General features: G+C 71.9%; 13 protein-coding genes. All 13 read left to right on the forward strand.

Translation table 11 applies throughout. The annotated features are described in order from the left end of the window. Positions 1-26: 26 nt before the first annotated feature. The 13 genes from OHT01_RS35590 (at position 27) to OHT01_RS35650 (ending at position 20,059) form a co-directional block, all read left to right on the forward strand. The gene (locus OHT01_RS35590; protein ID WP_328557225.1) at positions 27-1,568 is read left to right on the forward strand and encodes an ABC transporter substrate-binding protein; all 1,542 of its coding nucleotides are present in this window, start codon (positions 27-29) and stop codon (positions 1,566-1,568) included. A 94-nt stretch (positions 1,569-1,662) separates the two neighbouring features. After that, a complete protein-coding gene (locus OHT01_RS35595) occupies positions 1,663-2,604 on the forward strand; it encodes an ABC transporter permease (RefSeq protein WP_328557226.1) in 942 nt (313 codons plus the stop codon). Continuing rightward, a complete protein-coding gene (locus OHT01_RS35600) occupies positions 2,601-4,562 on the forward strand; it encodes a dipeptide/oligopeptide/nickel ABC transporter permease/ATP-binding protein (RefSeq protein WP_328557227.1) in 1,962 nt (653 codons plus the stop codon). Before OHT01_RS35595 ends, OHT01_RS35600 begins: the two co-directional genes overlap by 4 nt. Positions 4,563-4,630: 68 nt before the next feature. Further along, positions 4,631-5,542: an ABC transporter ATP-binding protein gene (locus tag OHT01_RS35605; protein WP_328557228.1), complete on the forward strand. Its 912-nt coding sequence runs from the start codon at positions 4,631-4,633 to the stop codon at positions 5,540-5,542. A gap of 35 nt (positions 5,543-5,577) precedes the next feature. Beyond that, the gene (locus OHT01_RS35610; RefSeq protein ID WP_328557229.1) at positions 5,578-6,813 is read left to right on the forward strand and encodes a family 1 glycosylhydrolase; all 1,236 of its coding nucleotides are present in this window, start codon (positions 5,578-5,580) and stop codon (positions 6,811-6,813) included. Further along, entirely contained in the window at positions 6,806-9,421 is a 2,616-nt protein-coding gene (locus tag OHT01_RS35615) for a glycoside hydrolase family 78 protein (RefSeq protein WP_328557230.1), read from the forward strand. Before OHT01_RS35610 ends, OHT01_RS35615 begins: the two co-directional genes overlap by 8 nt. A 392-nt stretch (positions 9,422-9,813) precedes the next feature. Beyond that, entirely contained in the window at positions 9,814-12,090 is a 2,277-nt protein-coding gene (locus OHT01_RS35620) for a serine/threonine-protein kinase (protein WP_328557231.1), read from the forward strand. A 138-nt stretch (positions 12,091-12,228) separates the two neighbouring features. Continuing rightward, positions 12,229-12,636 (forward strand): YciI family protein, encoded by a 408-nt coding sequence (locus OHT01_RS35625; RefSeq protein ID WP_328557232.1) that lies wholly within the window; start codon positions 12,229-12,231, stop codon positions 12,634-12,636. A gap of 8 nt (positions 12,637-12,644) precedes the next feature. Next, the gene (locus tag OHT01_RS35630) at positions 12,645-13,790 is read left to right on the forward strand and encodes an RNA polymerase sigma factor (RefSeq protein ID WP_328558378.1); all 1,146 of its coding nucleotides are present in this window, start codon (positions 12,645-12,647) and stop codon (positions 13,788-13,790) included. Between the two features lie 343 nt (positions 13,791-14,133). Further along, the gene (locus OHT01_RS35635) at positions 14,134-15,699 is read left to right on the forward strand and encodes a phytoene desaturase family protein (RefSeq protein ID WP_328557233.1); all 1,566 of its coding nucleotides are present in this window, start codon (positions 14,134-14,136) and stop codon (positions 15,697-15,699) included. Between the two features lie 122 nt (positions 15,700-15,821). Next, complete coding sequence (locus OHT01_RS35640) at positions 15,822-16,934, forward strand: NAD(P)H-dependent flavin oxidoreductase (protein ID WP_328557234.1); 1,113 nt, start codon at positions 15,822-15,824, stop codon at positions 16,932-16,934. Continuing rightward, positions 16,931-18,481 carry an acyl-CoA synthetase gene (locus tag OHT01_RS35645; protein ID WP_328557235.1) on the forward strand — a complete coding sequence of 517 codons (1,551 nt, stop codon included), beginning with the start codon at positions 16,931-16,933 and terminating at the stop codon, positions 18,479-18,481. Before OHT01_RS35640 ends, OHT01_RS35645 begins: the two co-directional genes overlap by 4 nt. A gap of 78 nt (positions 18,482-18,559) precedes the next feature. Next, positions 18,560-20,059, forward strand: coding sequence for an acyl-CoA synthetase (locus OHT01_RS35650; RefSeq protein ID WP_328557236.1), 1,500 nt, complete (start codon positions 18,560-18,562; stop codon positions 20,057-20,059). The last annotated feature ends 32 nt before the right edge of the window (positions 20,060-20,091 follow it).

Consider the following 20,091-nt stretch of genomic DNA (forward strand, 5'->3'; position numbering starts at 1 on the left):
CGACCTGGACAACCCGAGAGGCTTCGATGACCGGCTTCACCTTCAAGCGTCTGGGAGTCAGCACGCTGGCTCTGGCGGTAGCCACCGTCTCTCTGGCGGCGTGCGGCTCTTCGACGAACAGCGCTGGTGGCTCTTCGAGCACCACACTCACCATCGGCTACGACTCCGACCCGGCACCGCAGGGCTACGACCCGCTGCTCTACGGCGGCGGCCAGCGGCTCTTCTACGAGTCGGCCTACCAGTCGCTCTTCGCGGAGGGCTCCGACGGTCAGCCCGTCCCCGAGCTCGTCTCGACGTTCGGCTACAACAAGGCCAAGACCCGGATGACGCTGAAGCTCAAGTCCGGTGTCACCTTCACCGACGGCTCCAAGCTCACCGCTCAGCTCGTCAAGGCGAACCTCGACCGGCGCAGCAACTCCAAGCTCCAGGCCTACTCCGGCTTCGCCAAGGGCGGCTCGACCGAGATCAAGGACGTCACGGCCCCGAGCGCGGACACCGTGGTGCTCACCTTCCCCACCGCGCAGGGCTCGTTCCAGACGAACCTCGCGGGCGTCCCCGGGGCGATCGTCGGTGCGAAGGCGATCAGTGACCCGAGCCTGCTCAACCGGGGCCCGGACGGCTCGGGCCCCTACAAGATGCGGGCCGCCGTCAAGGGCAGCAGCTACACGATGAGCCGCCGGCCCGGCACGGACAAGGGCACCTACCCGTTCCAGACGGTCGTCTACAAGCCCTACCTGGACAAGAACGCCCGTCTGAACGCGCAGATCTCCGGCCAGAGCGACGCGTCGCTCATCGACACGTCCACGGAGCGGACCGCGGCGTCCAACGGCGTCTCGCTGGCCAAGAACGGCGGCACGATGCTGGACCTGCTGGTCTTCGACAAGACCGGGGTCAGTGCGAAGCCGTTCGCGGACAAGAACGTTCGCCTGGCACTGAGCTACGCGATCGACCGGGACGCCTTCGTCAAGACCGTGGCCAAGGGCGCCGAGCCGACAGCCAACGCCTTCCCCAAGTCCTCGCCCGGCTACGACCCCGCGCTGAACACCAAGTACGCGTACGACGTCGCCAAGGCGAAGCAGGCACTGAAGAAGGCCGGCCACTCGAACGGGTTCTCGTTCACCGTCACCGCCAGCCCGACCGATCAGGCCGCGCTGGAGTTCCTCCAGAACCAGTTCAAGGCGATCGGCGTCGACATGAAGATCGACGTCACCACCTCGACCGGACAGCTCTTCGCCGCGGTCAACACCGAGCCGCTCGGCTTCCTCCCGCTGACGATGAGCAACGAGATCGGCGTCACCGCGGGGGTTCTCGTGGGCGGCTTCGCGAACCCGCACAAGGCGCAGGACCCGGTGATCGGCGCCGCGCTCGGGGCGGCGTCGAACGCCTCCGGCACGGACCACGCCGCCGCGCTGAAGAAGCTGAACGGCGCGCTGATCGACGAGGGCTGGCTGATCCCGGTCGCGGAGCAGTACGCGTACGCCGGCTACAACGCCAAGGTGCTCAAGGCGCCGACCTATCCCGGCACCGACGGCTACCCGCTGCTGAGCTCTTTCAAGCCGGTCGCCTGACCGTTCCCGGTGGTCGGCCGGCGGTCCTCGGGATCGTCGGCCGACCGACGGGACAGCGCGCTCGGTGCCGTGATCACGGAAAGGAACTCATGTCATGTTCACCTACGTCGCCCGTCGTATCGGGCTCGGTGCCGTCACCGTCCTGGTGGCGTCCGCCCTGAGTTTCCTCCTGGTGCACGCCTCCGGCGGCAGCCCAGGAGCCATCACCGCCGGGGAAGGCGCGACCAAGGCCCAGATCGCGGCGGAGAACGTCCGGCTCGGCTGGGACCGTCCGCTCGTCGCCCAGTACGCGAGCTGGCTCGGACACGCCGTCCGCAGCGACCTCGGGGTCTCGCTGATCGACGGTCACGGCATCTGGCCGGACCTCATGCAGCGCGTACCGGTCACCGCTTCGATGGCCGTCTTCGCGACCCTGTTCAGCGCGATCCTGGGGATCCTGGCCGGAGTCGTGGCGGCGGTGCGCCGCGGCAGACTCGATCGCATGATCACCGTGACCAGCGGGATCATGCTCTCCCTGCCGCAGTTCTGGCTCGGCATCCTGCTGGTGTACCTGCTCTCGGTGAAGGCGCACCTGCTGCCCGCCACCGGCTATGTCGGTTTCACGGTCTCGCCGGCGCAGTACGTCCAGAGCCTCGTTCTCCCGGTTCTCGCGCTGGGGCTGACCGGAGCCGCGATCATCGCCCGCACGACCAGGGCCGGCATGGCCAACGCGCTGCAGCAGGAGCACATCCGCACCCTGCGGGCCCTCGGCACGCCGCTCTGGCGGATCCGCTACCTGCACGCGCTGCGCTTCGCCGGGGCGCCGGTCGTGTCGGTGATCGGCATCCAGTTCATCGCCCTCTTCGGCGGCTCGGTGATCATCGAGCAGCTCTTCGCGCTGCCCGGTCTCGGCCAGGCCGCACAGGGCGCGATCAACACCCACGACTTCCCCGCGGTCCAGGGCGTCGTCGTCATCGCCACCGTGGTCGTGGTCGTCACCAATCTGGTCCTCGACCTCGTCCTCGCCGCCCTCGACCCGAAGGTTCGTGCCGCGTGACCGTCTTCACCGAACCCGTCCAGGTGGCCGCGGTGCCCGAGCCGGCGTCCGGCGGGCGCCGACTGCCGGCCTCGCTGCGCCGCCCCGTCACCGTGCTCGCGGCCGCATGGCTGGCCGCGATCGTGATCGCCTCGGCGACCGCGCACTGGTGGGTGCCGTTCCAGGTCGGCCGGCAGGACCTCGCCCACGCCCTGGCAGGCCCATCGGGCCGGCACTGGCTCGGCACCGACGAACTGGGTCGCGACATCTTCTCCCGGATCGTCACCGGAGGCTGGATCTCCATCGGCCCGGCCCTGCTGTCCGTGGCGGTGGCCTTCTGCGTCGGCGTGCCGATGGCGTTGCTCGCCGCCGAGCACGGTCGCAGGGTCGAAGGGACCCTCAGCCGCGTCGCCGAACTGCTCCTGGCCCTGCCGACCACCGTGATCCTGCTCGCCTTCGTCGGCGCGGTGGGGGTCCACGTCTGGGCCATCATGGCCGTTCTCGGGCTTCTGCTCGCCGCGCCGGTGTACCGGATCCTGCTCGCGCTGGCCCAGTCGCTGCGCACCCGCCTCTACGTCGACGCGGCGAAGGTGAACGGCGTCGGCTCCCTCCTGGTGAACGTGCGGCACGTGCTGCCCGGCATGGCCACCGCGATCGCCGTCCAGGCGGCGCAGCTCTTCGCGCTCGGCATCCTGATCGAGGCAGGCCTGGCCTTCATGGGCTACGGGCCGGCCATACCGGCACCGAGCTGGGGCGGCCTCATCGGCGACGCTCAGCAGCACATCTACGACGCCCCCTGGATGATGGTTCCCACCGGTGTCGTGCTCGCGCTGACCGTGATCGCGGCCAACCAGATCGCCGACGCCCTGGCCGGCGAGCGGGAGCGGACCGCCCCTGCCCGCCGCCCCGTGCGACGAGCGGGCCGACCCCGGGCAGCGGCTCCGGCCGCGGGCGGGGCGGCCGCTCGGACCGATGGAGCCCTGCTGGAGGTGCGCGACCTGCACGTCGGCGTCGTGGAGGGCACGGAACTGGTCACCGGCGTCTCGGTGTCGGTCCGGCCCGGCACCGTGCTCGGCCTGGTCGGCGAGTCCGGATGCGGCAAGACGATGACCGCGCGGTCGCTGATGGGACTGCTGCCCGACGGCGTCGAGGTCAGCGGCGGCTCCGTCCTCTTCGAGGGCCGGGAACTGGTCGGGCTCTCCGACAAGCAGTACCAGGCCGTCCGCGGGCGGGACATCGCGATGATCTCGCAGGAGCCGATGGTCGCGCTCGACCCGATGTTCTCCATCGGCCACCAGCTCACCCGGCCCATCCGCCGCTTCCGCGGAGTCGGCCGCACCGAGGCCCGCCGCATCGCGCTCGACCTGCTCGCCCAGGTCGGCATCGTCGACCCCGAGCGCATCCTGCGCAGCCACCCCCACGCACTGTCCGGCGGCATGGCCCAGCGCGTCTGCATCGCCCTCGCGCTCACCGGCTCGCCGAAGCTGCTGATCGCCGACGAGCCGACCACCGCTCTGGACGTGACGGTGCAGGCGGAGATCCTCAGCCTGCTGCGCTCACTGGTGCGCGGCACCGGCCTGTCCGTCGTCCTGGTCAGTCACGACCTCGGTGTGGTGGCGGACCTGTGCGACGACGTCGCCGTCATGTACGCCGGTCAAGTGGTCGAGTCGGGGACCGTGTCCGAGGTCCTGGGCCAGGCCGTGCATCCCTATACGGGTGCGCTGCTGGGCGCGAACCCCCACATCCCGCAGGGGGAGGCGGTCCCGGACCGGCTGCCCTCGATCCCGGGCACGGTGCCGGCGCCGAAGGACTGGCCCACCGGCTGCCGGTTCGCGAGCCGGTGTCCTCTGGTCACCCCCGAATGCCACGAGCCGATCGCTGCGGCGCCGGCGCACGGCGCGGGAACCGCGCGCTGCATCCATCCACTGGCCCTGGCGCCGAACACGGCCACGCCGAACGAATCCGGAGTCGTCCGATGAACCAGTCAGCGCTCTGTGTGCGGGATCTCGTCGTTCACTACGGACGTCGTCACAGGACCCCTCCCGCCGTGAACGGGGTCAGCTTCGACATCGCGCCGGGCGAGACCCTCGGGCTGGTCGGTGAGTCCGGCTCCGGCAAGTCGACCATCGGCAAGGCGATCCTCGGACTTCAGGCGGCGAGTTCCGGGTCGGTCACGCTGAACGGGACGGACATCACCACGGCCTCGCTGCGGCAGCGCCGGGTCAGCGCGATCGACCTGCGCGCCGTATTCCAGGACCCCTACTCCTCCCTCAACCCGGCCCAGACCATCGGCCAGACCCTGGTGGAGCCGCTCCGGGTGCTGCGCGTCCCGAAGCAGGAGCAATGGCAGCGGGCCCGGGACGCCCTTGAGGCGGTCGGGCTCCCGAGCGACGCGATCGACCGCTCTCCGGCGCAGTTCTCCGGTGGCCAGCGTCAGCGAGTGGCGATCGCCCGCGCCCTGGTCTGCGACCCGAGGGTGATCGTGCTCGACGAGCCGGTCAGCGCTCTCGATCTCTCGACCCAGGCGCATGTACTGAACCTGCTGGCCGATCTGCGTGACCAGCGGCGACTCGCCCTGCTCTTCATCGCGCACGACCTGGGTGTCGTCCGGTTCCTCTCCCAGCGGGTCGTGGTCCTCTACCGCGGCCAGGTGATGGAGCAGGGCGATGTCGAGTCGGTGACCCAGGCACCGCGTCACCCCTACACCGTGGCGCTGACCGCGGCGGCACCCGTGCCCGATCCGGCCGAGCAGGCGCGCCGTCGCGCCGCGCGCGAAGCGCTGGGCATCGGCGTGGCGGGGACGGCCGCGGCGGCGCCGACGGGCTGTCCGTTCGTGAACCGGTGCCCGCTCGCGGGGGACCTCTGCCGCACCGAGCGGCCGCCGCTCACCGGCACCGGTGACGGCTCCGCGGCCTGCCACCGCCTCGACGAGGTCGCCGCTCTTCGCGCGTCCCACTGAAACCCATTGACCCCCGCACCACCTAGGGAGATCCCATGCACCAGTTCCCCGCCGACTTCCTCTGGGGGGTGGCCAGTGCCGGCCACCAGACCGAGGGCGACAACGTCGACAGTGACTGCTGGTTCGCCGAGAACGTGACACCGACCGTCTTCAAAGAGCGGTCGGGCAAGGCCTGCGACGGCTGGGAACGCTGGCGCGAGGACGTCGACCTGGCCGCCGCCCTGAACCTCAACGCCTACCGCTTCTCCGTCGAGTGGGCGCGCGTCGAGCCCGTGGAGGGCGAGTTCTCCGCCGCCGCGCTGGCCCACTACGAGGCGATCGTCGACCACTGCGTCGAGCGGGGTCTGGCGCCGGTCGTCACGTTCCACCACTTCGTCGCCCCGCACTGGTTCGCCGCGCGCGGCGGGTGGCTCGACGCCGAGGCCCCGGAACGGTTCGCGCGCTTCTGCGACCGGATCATGACGGCCTTCGGTGACCGGATCGCGGTGGCGGTGACGATGAACGAACCCAACCTGCCGCCGATGCTCGCCTGGGCCGGGCTGCCCGACTTCGTCCGGGACCTGGAGCGCGCGACGCTGGAGGCCTGCACCCGGGCGGCCGGCGTCGAGCGCTACCGCCTCACCAACATCACGCTCGCCGAGGAGTCCGGCGCCCTGCTCGCGGGTCAGGCCGCGGGGCACCGGGCGGCCCGTGCGGCGATCAAGGCGCGTCGCGCGGACCTTCCCGTCGGCCTGTCGATCGCCGTCGTGGACGACCTCGTCCACGGCCCGGACCCCACCCTGCGCGACCGCAAGCGCGCCGAGGTCTACCAGCCCTGGCTCGAACTCGCACGCGAGGACGACTTCATCGGCGTCCAGAACTACGAGCGGCACCACTACGACGCGAAGCGTGCGGTGAACCCCGACGGCACACCCGCCGAGGGCGGGGTGATGAACCGCACCGACCCGGCGTCGCTCGGGAGCTGCGCGGAATACGCCTACGCGGTGAGCGGCGTGCCGGTCCTGGTCACCGAGCACGGCATGCAGGCGGACGACGACACGAAACGCGCCGCTTTCATCGAGCCGTCGCTGGCAGGTCTGCAGCAGGCGATGGACGCCGGCGTCGCGGTGCTCGGCTACTTCCACTGGACTCTTGTGGACAACTTCGAGTGGATCTTCGGCTTCGGGCCCAAGCTCGGGCTGCACAGCTTCGACCCTGTCACCTTCGAGCGCACACCGAAGCCGAGCGCGGGCCGCTACGGCGACCTGGTCGCGGAGCTGCGCCGTGGATGAGGTCTCCGCCGTCCGTTTCGAACATCGCGACGATCCGCTCGGCATCGGGGAGGACCGCCCGCGGCTCTCCTGGCAGGTCGCGAGTCGGCAGGGCCGGCGACAGGCCGCCTACGAGCTGACCATCGGCGACGAGTTCTTCCACGTCGACTCGGCCGACTCCGTACTGGTGCCGTGGCCCGCGAGGCCGCTGGCGTCCCGCGAGGCGCGCGAGGTCCGGGTCCGCGTCATCGGCACCGACGGCGAGGTCTCCGACTGGAGCGACCCGGTCGGCGTGGAACGCGGTCTCACCGCCCACGACTGGGAGGCCGCGCTGATCGAGCCCGCCGGGCACGAGCGCGGGCCGGCGGCACTGCTGCGACGCTCCTTCCTCGCCGACGGCGAGATCGCCCGAGCCCGCCTCTACATCACGGCGCACGGGCTCTATGTGGCCGAACTCAACGGCGAGCGGGTCGGCGACGACACCCTCGCCCCGGGGTGGACCAGTTACCACCATCGGCTGCGCTACCAGACCTACGACGTCACCGGGCAGCTAAGCGCCGGTGAGAACGCGATCGGGGTGCAGGTCGCCGACGGCTGGTGGCGAGGCCGGCTCGGGTTCGTGCCCGGGTGGCGCGACACCTACGGCGGCTCGCTGGGCCTGCTCGCGCAACTCGAGATCGACTATACCGACGGCCGGCGCCAGGTGATCCCCACCGACGAGGGCTGGCGCTCCTCGACCGGGCCGATCCGGTCCGCGGATCTCTACGAGGGCGAGACCCACGACGCGACGATGGCCGTACCCGGCTGGTCGAGTCCCGGATTCGACGACCAGGAGTGGGGCGGTGTGCACCGCGGCGAGCGCGACCCCGCCACCCTGGTGGCGCCGTCGGGGCCGCCCGTCCGGGCGGTCGAGGAGCGCGTGCCGGTCGACACGATCACCACCCCCTCGGGCCGTACCGTCCTCGACTTCGGCCAGAACCTGGTGGGACGACTCCGCATCCGGGTGCGCGGCCGCCGCGGCGCGACCGTCACCCTGCGCCATGCCGAGGTGCTGGAGGGCGGCGAGCTCGGGGTGCGGCCGCTGCGCACGGCCACGGCCACGGACCGGTACGTGCTCGCCGGGGACGCCGTCGGCGAGGGCTGGGAACCGTCCTTCACCTGTCACGGCTTTCGCTACGCCGAGGTGAGCGGCGACTACGACGAACTGGAGGCGACGGCGGTCGTCTACCACTCGGACATGCGCCGCACCGGCTGGTTCGAATGCTCCGACCCCTTGCTCAACCGTCTGCACGAGAACGTCGTGTGGGGGATGCGCGGCAACTTCGTCGACGTCCCCACCGACTGCCCGCAACGCGACGAGCGCCTCGGCTGGACCGGTGACATCCAGGTCTTCGCGCCCACTGCCGCCTACCTCTTCGACTGCGCAGGCCTGCTCACCTCCTGGCTGGCCGATCTCGCCGCGGACCAGACGGCGGAGGGCGTCGTCCCGCTGTTCGTGCCGCGGATCGACTTCCCGGGCCCGTTCGCCGAACCGTCCGCGACGGCCGGCTGGAGTGACGCGGCGGTCATCGTCCCCTGGGTGCTCCACCAGCGGTTCGGCGACGCGGGGCTGCTGCGTCGCCAGTACCCGAGCATGCGGGCCTGGGTCGACGGCCTCACCGCGTCACTGGGGCCGGTCGGCCTCTTCGACAAGCCTGCCGTGCAGCTCGGCGACTGGCTCGACCCGGCGGCACCTCCGGACGCGCCCTGGCAGGCCGAGACCGACGCGCACCTGGTGGCCACCGCCTACCGCGCGCACGTCGCCGGCCTGCTGTCCCGGATCGCCGCGGTGATCGGTGAGGAGGCGGACGCGGCCAAGTACGCCGACCTCGCCAACGGGGTCCGGCAGGCGTTCCACGACGAGTTCGTGACGCAGGGCGGCCGGATCGCGAGCTCCGGGCAGACGGGTTACGCCCTGGCGCTCGAGTTCGGCTTGCTCCCCGACCCCGAACAGCGCGCGCGGGCCGCCCGCCAACTGGTCCGGCTGGTGCGGGAGAAGGGGCACAAGGTCGCCACCGGTTTCCTCGGCACCCCGCTGATCTGCGACGCCCTCACGTCCGCGGGAGCGATCGACGACGCGTACCAGATGCTGCTCCAGGCCGAGTGCCCCTCCTGGCTGTACCCGGTGACGATGGGGGCCACCACGGTCTGGGAGCGCTGGGACTCCATGCTCCCCGACGGTTCGGTCAACCCCGGGGAGATGACGTCGTTCAACCACTACGCCCTGGGCGCGGTGGCCGACTGGATGCACCGGGTGGTCGCCGGGCTCGGACCCGGCTCACCGGGGTACCGGTCGCTGCGGATCGAGCCGCGGCCCGGGGGAGGGATCTCATGGGCCCGCACGGCGCACCGCACTCCCTACGGCCTGGCCGAGGTCGCGTGGGAGCGGGCCGAGGGCGAACTCCGCGTCGACGTCACCGTGCCGACCGGGTCGGTCGCGACAGTCGTCCTGCCGGGCCTCGAACCCGAGGAGATCGAATGCGGCAGGCACCGCTTCGTGGTGCCGCACCCGGGTCCGCAGGCCGATCGCGCATGGCACCCCGCCCCGCCCTTCCCGCACGACGACATGCTCGCCGAAGGAGGACGCTGACGGACGGTGGAGTGCCGGGACTCCCGACGGGCGGGCGCCCGCCCGCCGTCCTGCGGCCCACCCGCTGTCCGTACCGGCGCGCGCACCGTCATGCCGGCGCGTGGCCGAATACGCGTGCGCCGTTCTGCCGTCGTACGCCCATGCGCCGAGCGGCCAGGGCGGTGGTGTCACCCGGTGCGGTGACCCGGCGGCCGCGCGGCACCCGCACCACGCCCCGCTGTGTCCTCGGCAGTCCGCGCGGGCAACCGCCGCCCGGACACAATCTCCCGGCCGTGTCACGGCTCGGCCCCGGCTCGTGTCCGGCACCGTACAAAGTCGGCCGATAGCTCGTCATACTGGGCGGGGCCAGGGGCGGGCTCGGGGCTGAGCGGCGACGGGGGCGAGCGCACGAGATGGCGGAGAGCAGGCTGATCCAGGGGCGCTACCGGCTGCTCGACCGGATCGGGCGCGGCGGGATGGGAGAGGTGTGGCGGGCGCGGGACGAGTCGCTGGGCCGCCAGGTGGCCGTCAAGTGCCTCAAGCCGCTCGGCCCGCACCACGACCCGGCCTTCACCCGCGTCCTGCGCGAGCGGTTCCGGCGCGAGGCCCGGGTCGCAGCGGCCCTTCAGCACCGCGGGGTGACCGTCGTCCACGACTTCGGCGAGGCCGACGGTGTGCTGTACCTGGTGATGGAACTGCTGGAGGGACACAACCTCGGCCAGCTCCTGGAGGAGAACCAGCACCATCCGCTCGCGGTCACCGACGTCGTCGACATCGCCGACCAGGTCACCGCCGCCCTCGCGTACACCCATCAACAGGGCATCGTGCACCGTGACTTGAAGCCGGCCAATATCATGCGGCTGACCGACGGCACCGTGAAGATCTGCGACTTCGGCATCGCCCGCCTCGGCCACGACATCGGATTCACCTCGCGGCTCACCGGCACCGGCGTCGCGATGGGAACACCGCACTACATGTCGCCGGAACAGATCGGCGGCTCCGAGGTCGACCAGCGCAGCGACCTCTACTCCTTCGGGTGCGTGCTCTACGAAATCGCCACCGGGGCACCGCCGTTCGACCTCGACGACGCCTGGGCCGTCCTCGTCGGCCACCGTGACACCGTGCCCGAGCCGCCGCGCAGCCACCGGGCCGACATCCCCGAGTACCTGGAGCGGATCATCCTCGATCTGCTCGCGAAACGGCCCGAGCAGCGCCCGCAGGACGCCCGTGAACTCGCCCGCCGCATCAACGCCGGGCGCACCACGCCGATGTACGTACCGACGGTGGTCGCCCGTCCCCTGCCGCACCTCTCCCCGGGGCAGCGGTCCCCGGCGCCCCGGGTCCCGTCCGACCCCGAGCGGCAGTCCGCCCGCGAACCCCGGCTGCCGTCCTGGACCCTGGGCATGACCACCGGCCACAAGGCCACCGGCGCGGAACTGCCCGGCACTCCGCCGGACGCCTCCGCCGGCCTCACCGGTGAGTGGACGGTCCGGCCTCCCACCGCTGTCGCACCGCCGGAGCCCCGCGAACGGCCCGCACCCACCTCGGAGTTGCTCACGGCGCTGGCGGGGCGGCACAGCGCCGGCCTGAGTCTCGGACGCCTCGGCCGGTGGACCGAGGCGGGGGAGGCGCACCGCGCGGTCGCCGCCGAGCGGGAACAACTGCTGGGTCCCGATCACCCGGACACGCTCGCCAGCCGGTACGAGGTCGGGTTCACCCTCAGCCGCACCGGTCGCCCCGCCGAGGCGCTCGGCGAGTACGCGCGTGTCGCCCGGACACGGGAGCGGGTCCTCGGCGCAGAGCACCCCGACACCCTCGCCGCGCGGCAGGAGATGGCCTACGTGCTGGGCCAGTTGGGCCGTCATCTCGAGGCGCACCAGGCCTATTCGTCAGTGCTCTCGGCCCGGGAGCGCGCGATGGGCTCCGACCATCCGGACACCTTGCGCTGCCGCCACAATCTCGCCTTCAACCTCAGCAGGCTCGGTCGCCTGGAGGAGTCGTACCGCATGGCGAGCGAAGTCGCCGCCGCCCGCGCCCGGGTGCTCGGCCCCGCCCACCCCGACACGCTCGTCACCCGCTACGAAGTGGCCTACGCGCTCGGCCAGTTGGGCCGCTGGGCGGAGGCGCTGCTCACCTACGAGGAGGTGGCCGGGGCCCGTGCGCGGGCTCTGGGCCCGGACCATCCGGACACGCTCGCGGCCCGGTACGAGGTGGGCATCAGCCTCGGACGGCTCGGCCGCAGCGCGCAGGCACTGGAGCTGTACCGCTCCCTCGTCGGTGACCGCACCCGCGCACAGGGCGCCGCGCATCCCGAAACCCTGCGGGCGCGGCACGGGCTCGGCGTGAACCTCGGCCGCCTGGGCCGCTGGGAGGAGGCGCTCGCCGAGTCCCGTGACGTGTGCGCCCTGCGCGAGCGCGTCCTGGGCACCGAGCACCCCGACACCCTCGTCAGCCGTCGCGAGGTCGCCGTCGGACTCGGCTGGCTCGGTCGCTGGGCCGACGCCCTCACCGAGTACCGGCGCGTCGCCGCCGCCCGCGAGCGCGTCCTCGGCGCCGACCACCCCGACACCCTCGCCAGCCGCAACGACGAAGCGCACTGCCTGGAACAGCTCGGGCACGGCCAGGAGGCGACGGAGCTCTACCGCAGGGTGGCCGCCCTGCGCCGGGCACGGGCGGCCGGCGGACGCTGACCGCCGGGTGCTCGGCTCACCCCGGTTCGTCCGAGCGAGCCAAAAAAATCGTGCGGGGATGTCGAGAAGCCGTGGCCGGCTCCGTCCCAGGGGTGAACGCGACCAGAATGGGTCGCACCAGCACCGAGGAGAGACACGATGGCCAAGTACTTGCTGCTCAAGCACTACCGCGGCGCCCCGGCTCCGGTCAACGACGTGCCCATGGAGCAGTGGACCCCCGACGAGATCTCGGCCCACGTGCGGTACATGAACGACTTCGCGGCGCGGCTGGAGAAGACCGGCGAGTTCGTCGACAGCCAGGCGCTCGGCCCCGAGGGGACCTTCGTCCGGTACGACGGCGAGGGCCGCCCGCCGGTCACCGACGGCCCGTTCGCCGAGACCAAGGACCTCATCGCCGGCTGGATGGTGATCGACGTCGACACCTACGAGCGCGCCGTCGAACTCGCCGGGGAGCTGTCGGCCGCCCCCGGGGCGGGCGGCAGGCCGATCCACGAGTGGCTGGAGCTGCGCCCGTTCTACGGCGTGTCGCCCACCATCACGGAGTGACCGCTCCGGTGGACGAGGTCCTGCTCCGGAGCCTCACACCGAGCGTGCTCGGCATCCTCGTCCGCCGCGGAGCGGATTTCGCGGCGGCCGAGGGCGCCGTACAGGACGCGCTCGTCGAGGCCGTGCGGGTGTGGCCGGCCGACCGGCCGCTGGACCCGAAGGGCTGGCTGGTCACCGTGGCGTGGCGCCGGTTCCTCGACGCGGCCCGGGCCGACGCGGCCCGCCGCCGGCGCGAGGACCTGGCCGACGAGGAGCCGGCGCCCGGACCCGCGCCCGCGGTGGACGACACGCTCCAGCTCTACTTCCTGTGCGCCCACCCGTCCCTCACGCCGTCGTCGGCGGTCGCGCTCACGCTGCGCGCCGTCGGCGGGCTCACCACCCGCCAGATCGCCCGGGCCTACCTGGTGCCCGAGGCGACGATGGCCCAGCGCATCAGCCGCGCCAAGCGCACCGTCTCCGGCGTGGGGTTCGACCGGCCCGGCGACGTCGCCACCGTCCTGCGCGTCCTCTATCTCGTCTTCAACGAGGGCTACTCCGGTGACGTCGACCTCGCCGCCGAGGCCATCCGGCTGACCCGTCAGCTCGCGGCCGAGATCGACCACCCCGAGGTGGCGGGGCTGCTGGCGCTCATGCTGCTCCACCATGCCCGGCGCGCCGCCCGCACCGCGCCGGACGGCGGCCTGGTGCCGCTCGCCGAGCAGGACCGCGGCCGGTGGGAGACCGGGGCGATCGCCGAGGGCGTCGGAATCCTGCAGGCGGCTCTCGCCCGTGACCGGCTGGGTGAATTCCAGGCCCAGGCGGCCATCGCGGCCCTCCACGCCGACGCGCCCACCGCCGAGGAGACGGACTGGGTGCAGATCGTCGAGTGGTACGACGAACTCGCGCGGCTGACCGACAGTCCCATCGTCCGGCTCAACCGCGTGGTGGCCCTCGGTGAGGCCGACGGACCGCGGGCCGCCCTGGCGGCCCTCGCGACGCTGGACGACGCGGTGCCCCGCCACACCGCGGTGGCGGCGTACCTCCACGAGCGCGACGGCGACCTGGCGACCGCGGCACGGCTGTACGCCGAGGCGGCGCGCAAGGCGTCCAACCTGGCCGAGCGCGACCATCTGACACGCCAGGCCGCCCGGCTCAACGCCCGCCGGGACCGCTGACGGTCGCGGGTCGCGGTCGTACACTCTCCCGGCGCCGTGAAACCGCGTGGCCGGGTGGCACTAGCCGACCTAGTGGCACCGCGTGGCCCGGCGGGCAGGGCAGCTCCGCGGCCGGGTCGGCGCTGCGGCCGGGGCGCCGCGCGGCCGGATCGGCTCTGTGGTCGAGGCAGCCCTGTACCTGGGCCGACCGCGCGGCCGGGCGCCCCCGGGCCCGGGGGCGGTCGACTCCGTGTGTGGGCGGGCGGCGGCCCGGCGGCCGAGGCGTCCGCGTCCGCTCGTACGGATGCCCGCCGCTTGCCGCGCACCCCTGGCCGACGTAGATCATCACGTGCTACGAAGAACCATGCCTGTACACGAGGGATATGACGCCGTGATCGTCGGCGGAGGCCACAACGGACTGGTCGCCGCCGCCTACCTGGCGCGGGCCGGGCGGTCCGTGCTCGTGCTGGAGCGCCTGGGGAGCACCGGCGGTGCCGCCGTGTCCACCCGGCCGTTCACCGGAGTCGACGCGAGGCTGTCGCGCTACTCGTACCTGGTGAGTCTGCTGCCCCGGAAGATCGTGCGCGACCTGGGGCTCGACTTCCGGGTCCGTGGCCGTACGGTCTCCTCGTACACGCCCGTCGAGCGGGACGGGCGGCACACCGGACTGCTCGTCGGCGGCGGCGAGCGGCGCACCCGCGAGGCGTTCGCCAAGCTGACGGGATCGGAGCGCGAGTACGAGTCGTGGCAGCGCTTCTACGCGATGACCGGCAGGGTCGCCCGGAGTGTGTTCCCGACGCTCACCGAACCGCTGCCCACCCGCGAGGAGTTGAGGGCCCGCGTCGACGACGGGGAGGCCTGGCGCATCCTCTTCGAGGAGCCCGTCGGCGCGGCCGTCGAGGAGTACTTCACCGACGACCTCGTCCGCGGTGTCGTCCTCACCGACGCGCTCATCGGCACCTTCGCCGACGCCCACGATCCGTCGCTGCGGCAGAACCGCTGTTTCCTCTACCACGTGATCGGCGGCGGCACCGGAGCCTGGGACGTGCCCGTCGGAGGGATGGGCGCCCTCACCGACGCGATCACCGGCGCGGCACGCGCCGCGGGCGCCGTGATCGCCACCGGTCATGAGGTGCTGCGGATCGACACGGACGGCGAGTCCGCCGAGATCACCTACCGGAACGCCGACGGCGAGGGCGTCGTCGCCGCCCGCCATGTCCTGGTGAACGCCTCGCCGCAGGAGCTCGCGCACCTCACCGGGGACGAGCCGCCCACTCCCGCCGAGGGGGCACAGCTCAAGGTGAACATGCTGCTCAAGCGGCTGCCGAGGCTCCGTGACACCTCCGTCGACCCGCGCGAGGCGTTCTCCGGGACCTTCCACATCGCCGAGGGCTACGAGCAGTTGGCGACCGCCCACGCCCAGGCCGCGGCCGGTGAGCTGCCCGCCGCGCCGCCCTCCGAGATCTACTGCCACTCGCTCACCGACCCCAGCATCCTCGGGCGGGAACTCGTCGAGCAGGGCTATCAGACCCTCACGCTCTTCGGCCTCCACACGCCCGCCCGGCTCTTCGAGCGGGACAACGACGCCGTACGGGACGAACTGCTGAAGTCGACGCTGGCCCAGCTCGACGCGCACCTCGCCGAGCCGCTCGCCGACTGTCTGGCCACCGACGCGGACGGGCGGCCCTGCATCGAGGCGAAGACACCGCTCGACCTGGAACGAGACCTGCGGCTTCCCCGCGGCAACATCTTCCACCGTGATCTCGCCTTCCCGTACGCACAGGAGGGCACCGGTCGCTGGGGTGTGGAGACCCGGCACGCGAACGTGATGCTGTGCGGGGCGGGCGCCGTACGAGGCGGCGGTGTGAGCGGAGTGCCGGGCCACAACGCGGCGAAGGCCGTACTGGAGTCCCTGGGCCAGGGAGGCTGAGCCGAAGCCGAAGCCGAAGCCGAAGCCGAAGCCGCGGAGAGCCTCCCCGCCAGGGGCAAGTGATCTGACGGAGTATCAGAAAAGGCCTTCCCTCGTCCGGAGGTCTGCGGCATCCTGCGCCCATGCAGACGGAGCTGAGCAAGGAACTGGGAGTCGAGCACGCCATCTTCGGCTTCACGCCGTTTCCCGCCGTCGCCGCGGCCATCAGCCGCGCGGGCGGATTCGGTGTGCTCGGCGCGGTCCGCTACACCGCCCCCGCCGACCTCGAACGCGACCTCGACTGGATCGAGGCGAACGTCGACGGCATGCCCTACGGCCTGGACGTCGTCATGCCCGCGAAGAAGGTCGAGGGCGTCAGCGAGGCCGACGTCGAGGCGATGATCCCCGAGGGGCACCGGCAGTACGTCAAGGACACCCTCGCCAAGTACGGCGTCCCCGAACTCGACGAGGGCGAGGCGTCCGGCTGGCGCATCACCGGCTGGATGGAGCAGGTCGCCCGCGGCCAGCTCGACGTCGCCTTCGACTATCCGATCAAGCTGCTCGCCAACGCGCTGGGCTCACCGCCCGCCGACGTCGTCGAACGCGCCCACGCCCAGGGTGTGCTCGTCGCCGCCCTCGCGGGCAGCGCCCGGCACGCGCGCAAGCACGCCGAGGCGGGCATCGACGTCGTCGTCGCGCAGGGCTACGAGGCGGGCGGGCACACCGGGGAGATCGCCTCGATGGTCCTCACGCCCGAAGTCGTCGACGCCGTGGGCCCGTTGCCCGTCCTCGCGGCGGGCGGCATCGGCAGCGGACAGCAGGTGGCCGCCGCCCTGAGCCTCGGCGCCCAGGGGGTGTGGCTCGGGTCGGTCTGGCTGACCGTCACCGAGGCCGACATGCACTCGCCCGCCGTCACCCGGAAACTGCTCGCCGCCGGCTCCGGCGACACCGTCCGCTCGCGCGCTCTGACCGGCAAGCCCGCGCGCCAGCTGCGCACCGAGTGGACCGACGCGTGGGACGACCCGAACGGCCCCGGCACCCTGCCCATGCCGCTCCAGGGCCTGCTCGTCGCCGACGCCGTCTCCCGTATCCAGAAGTACGAGGTGGAGCCGCTGCTCGGCACACCGGTCGGGCAGATCGTCGGCCGGATGAACAGCGAACGCTCGGTCCAGGAGGTCTTCGACGACCTGACCCGGGGCTTCGAGCGCGCCGTCGACCGCGTCAACCGCATCGCGGGCAGGGGGGAACAGGCATGAGCACGGCACCGAACGGCTTCTGGGCCCAGGCCGCCGCCGACCCCGAGCGTGTCGTCCTCGTCACCCCCACCGGCGAGGAATGGACCGCGGGACGCCTGCACGCCGCCGCCAACGGGCTCGTCCACGGACTGCGCGCCGCCGGTCTGCGGCGCGGCGACTCCTTCGCGGTCGTGCTGCCCAACGGCGTCGAACTCCTCGTCTCCTACCTCGCCGCCTCGCAGGCCGGTCTCTATCTCGTCCCCGTCAACCACCACTTCGTCGGCCCCGAGATCGCCTGGATCGTCTCCGACTCCGGAGCCAAGGTCCTCATCGCCCACGAGCGGTTCGCCGACGCCGCCCGGCACGCCGCCGACGAGGCGAAGCTGCCCGCGGCGCATCGGTACGCCGTCGGGGAGATCGAGGGCTTCCGGCCCTACGCCGAACTCCTCGAAGGGCAGCCCGGGTCGGCGCCCGCCGACCGCACCCTCGGCTGGGTCATGAACTACACCTCGGGCACCACGGGCCGCCCGCGCGGCATCCGGCGCCCGCTGCCCGGCAAGCTCCCCGAGGAGTCGTACCTCGGCGGCTTCCTCGGCATCTTCGGCATCAAGCCGTTCGACGGCAACGTCCACCTCGTCTGCTCGCCCCTCTACCACACCGCGGTACTCCAGTTCGCGGGCGCGTCCCTGCACATCGGCCATCGGCTGGTGCTCATGGACAAGTGGACGCCCGAGGAGATGTTGCGTGTCATCGACGCACACAGGTGCACCCACACCCATATGGTGCCGACCCAGTTCCACCGGCTGCTCGCCCTCCCCGACGAGGTGAAGGCCCGCTACGACGTCACCTCCATGCGGCACGCCATCCACGGCGCCGCCCCGTGCCCCGACCATGTGAAGCGGGCCATGATCGCGTGGTGGGGCGAGTGCGTGGAGGAGTACTACGCGGCCAGCGAGGGCGGCGGAGCCTTCGCGACCGCCGAGGACTGGCTGAAGAAGCCCGGCACCGTCGGCAAGGCGTGGCCCATCAGCGAACTGGCCGTCTTCGACGACGACGGCAACCGGCTGCCGGCCGGTGAACTCGGCACCGTCTACATGAAGATGAGCACCGGCGGATTCTCCTACCACAAGGACGAGACCAAGACCCGGAAGAACCGCATCGGCGAATTCTTCACCGTCGGTGACCTGGGCTGCCTCGACGAGGACGGCTACCTCTTCCTCCGCGACCGCAAGATCGACATGATCATCTCGGGCGGGGTCAACATCTACCCGGCCGAGATCGAGGCGGTGCTGCTGTCCCACCCCGCCGTCGCCGACGCGGCCGCCTTCGGCATCCCGCACGACGAGTGGGGCGAGGAGGTAAAGGCGGTGGTCGAGGCAGCCCCCGGCCACGAATCGGGTCCGGCGCTCGCCGCCGACATCCTCGGCCACTGCGAGCGGCAACTCGCCGGCTACAAGCGGCCCAAGAGCGTCGACTTCATCGCGGCCATGCCCCGCGATCCCAACGGGAAGCTGTACAAGCGACGGCTGCGCGACCCGTACTGGGAGGGCCGCGACCGGGCGATGTGACGCGCTTCGCCTTCCGGGGCTCTCGTGCCGCGCCACCTCACTTGACCTCGGCCTTCCGTGGATCGAGGATCACATGTCATGAAGCCTGGACACGGCAGTACCGTCGACGGGGTGCTGCGCCGCAGTGCCCGGCGCACACCGGCGCGGCGCGCCGTCGACTACCGGGATCGCTCCTGGACGTACGCGGAACTCGACGAGGCAGTCTCCCGCGCGGCCACCGTCCTCCTCGGCGAGGGGCTCGTCCCCGGGGACCGCGTGGGCGCCTACGGCCACAACTCGGACGCCTACCTGATCGGCTTCCTCGCCTGCGCCCGCGCGGGACTCGTCCATGTGCCGGTGAACCAGAACCTGACGGGCGACGACCTCGCCTACATCGTCGGCCAGTCGGGAAGCACCCTGGTCCTGGCCGACCCCGACCTCGCCGGCCGGCTCCCGGACGGGGTACGGACCCTGCCGCTGCGCGACACCGACGACTCGTTCCTCGCGCGGCTGGAGACGGCACTCCCGTACGACGGTGACGAGCCGCGCGCCGACACACTCGTGCAGTTGCTCTACACCTCGGGCACCACCGCGCTTCCCAAGGGCGCGATGATGACGCACCGCGCCCTGGTGCACGAGTACCTGAGCGCGATCACCGCTCTCGATCTGAGCGCCGGGGACCTGCCGGTGCATTCGCTGCCGCTCTACCACTCGGCGCAGATGCACGTGTTCCTGCTGCCCTATCTCGCGGTCGGCGCCTCGAACACCATCCTCGACGCGCCGGACGGCGGACAGATCTTCGACCTGATCGAGGCCGGTCGCGCGGACAGCCTGTTCGCCCCGCCCACGGTGTGGATCGGCCTGTCCAACCGTCCCGACTTCGCCGACCGGGACCTGAGCGGGCTGCGCAAGGCGTACTACGGGGCGTCGATCATGCCGGTCCCCGTGCTGGAGCGGCTGCGCGAACGGCTGCCGAAGCTGGCCTTCTACAACTGCTTCGGCCAGAGCGAGATCGGCCCGCTGGCGACCGTACTCGGTCCCGACGAGCACAAGGGCCGGATGGACTCGTGCGGACGCCCGGTGCTGTTCGTGGACGCACGCGTGGTGGACGAGGACGGCAAGGACGTGCCGGACGGGACCGCGGGCGAAGTCGTCTACCGCTCACCGCAGTTGTGCGAGGGCTACTGGGACAAGCCCGAGGAGACGGCCGAGGCCTTCCGTGACGGCTGGTTCCACTCGGGAGACCTCGCGGTGCGCGACGCGCACGGGTACTTCACGGTCGTGGACCGTGTGAAGGACGTCATCAACTCCGGTGGTGTACTGGTCGCTTCACGGCAGGTCGAGGACGCGTTGTACACCCACGAACAGGTCGCCGAGGTGGCCGTCGTCGGGCTCCCCGACGAGCGCTGGATCGAGGCCGTCACCGCGGTCGTCGTCACCCGGGGCGAGGTCACCGAGGACGAACTGATCGCGCACGCACGGGAGAAGCTCGCCCACTTCAAGGCGCCCAAGCGCGTCCTGTTCGTGGACGAACTGCCCCGCAACGCCAGTGGAAAGATCCTCAAGCGGGAACTGCGGGACCGGTTCGGCCAGGCGTAGCGGACAGGGCCGCGGGGGGTGTCAGGAGCCCC

Source organism: Streptomyces sp. NBC_00358 (genome assembly GCF_036099295.1).
GTDB lineage: Bacteria > Actinomycetota > Actinomycetes > Streptomycetales > Streptomycetaceae > Streptomyces.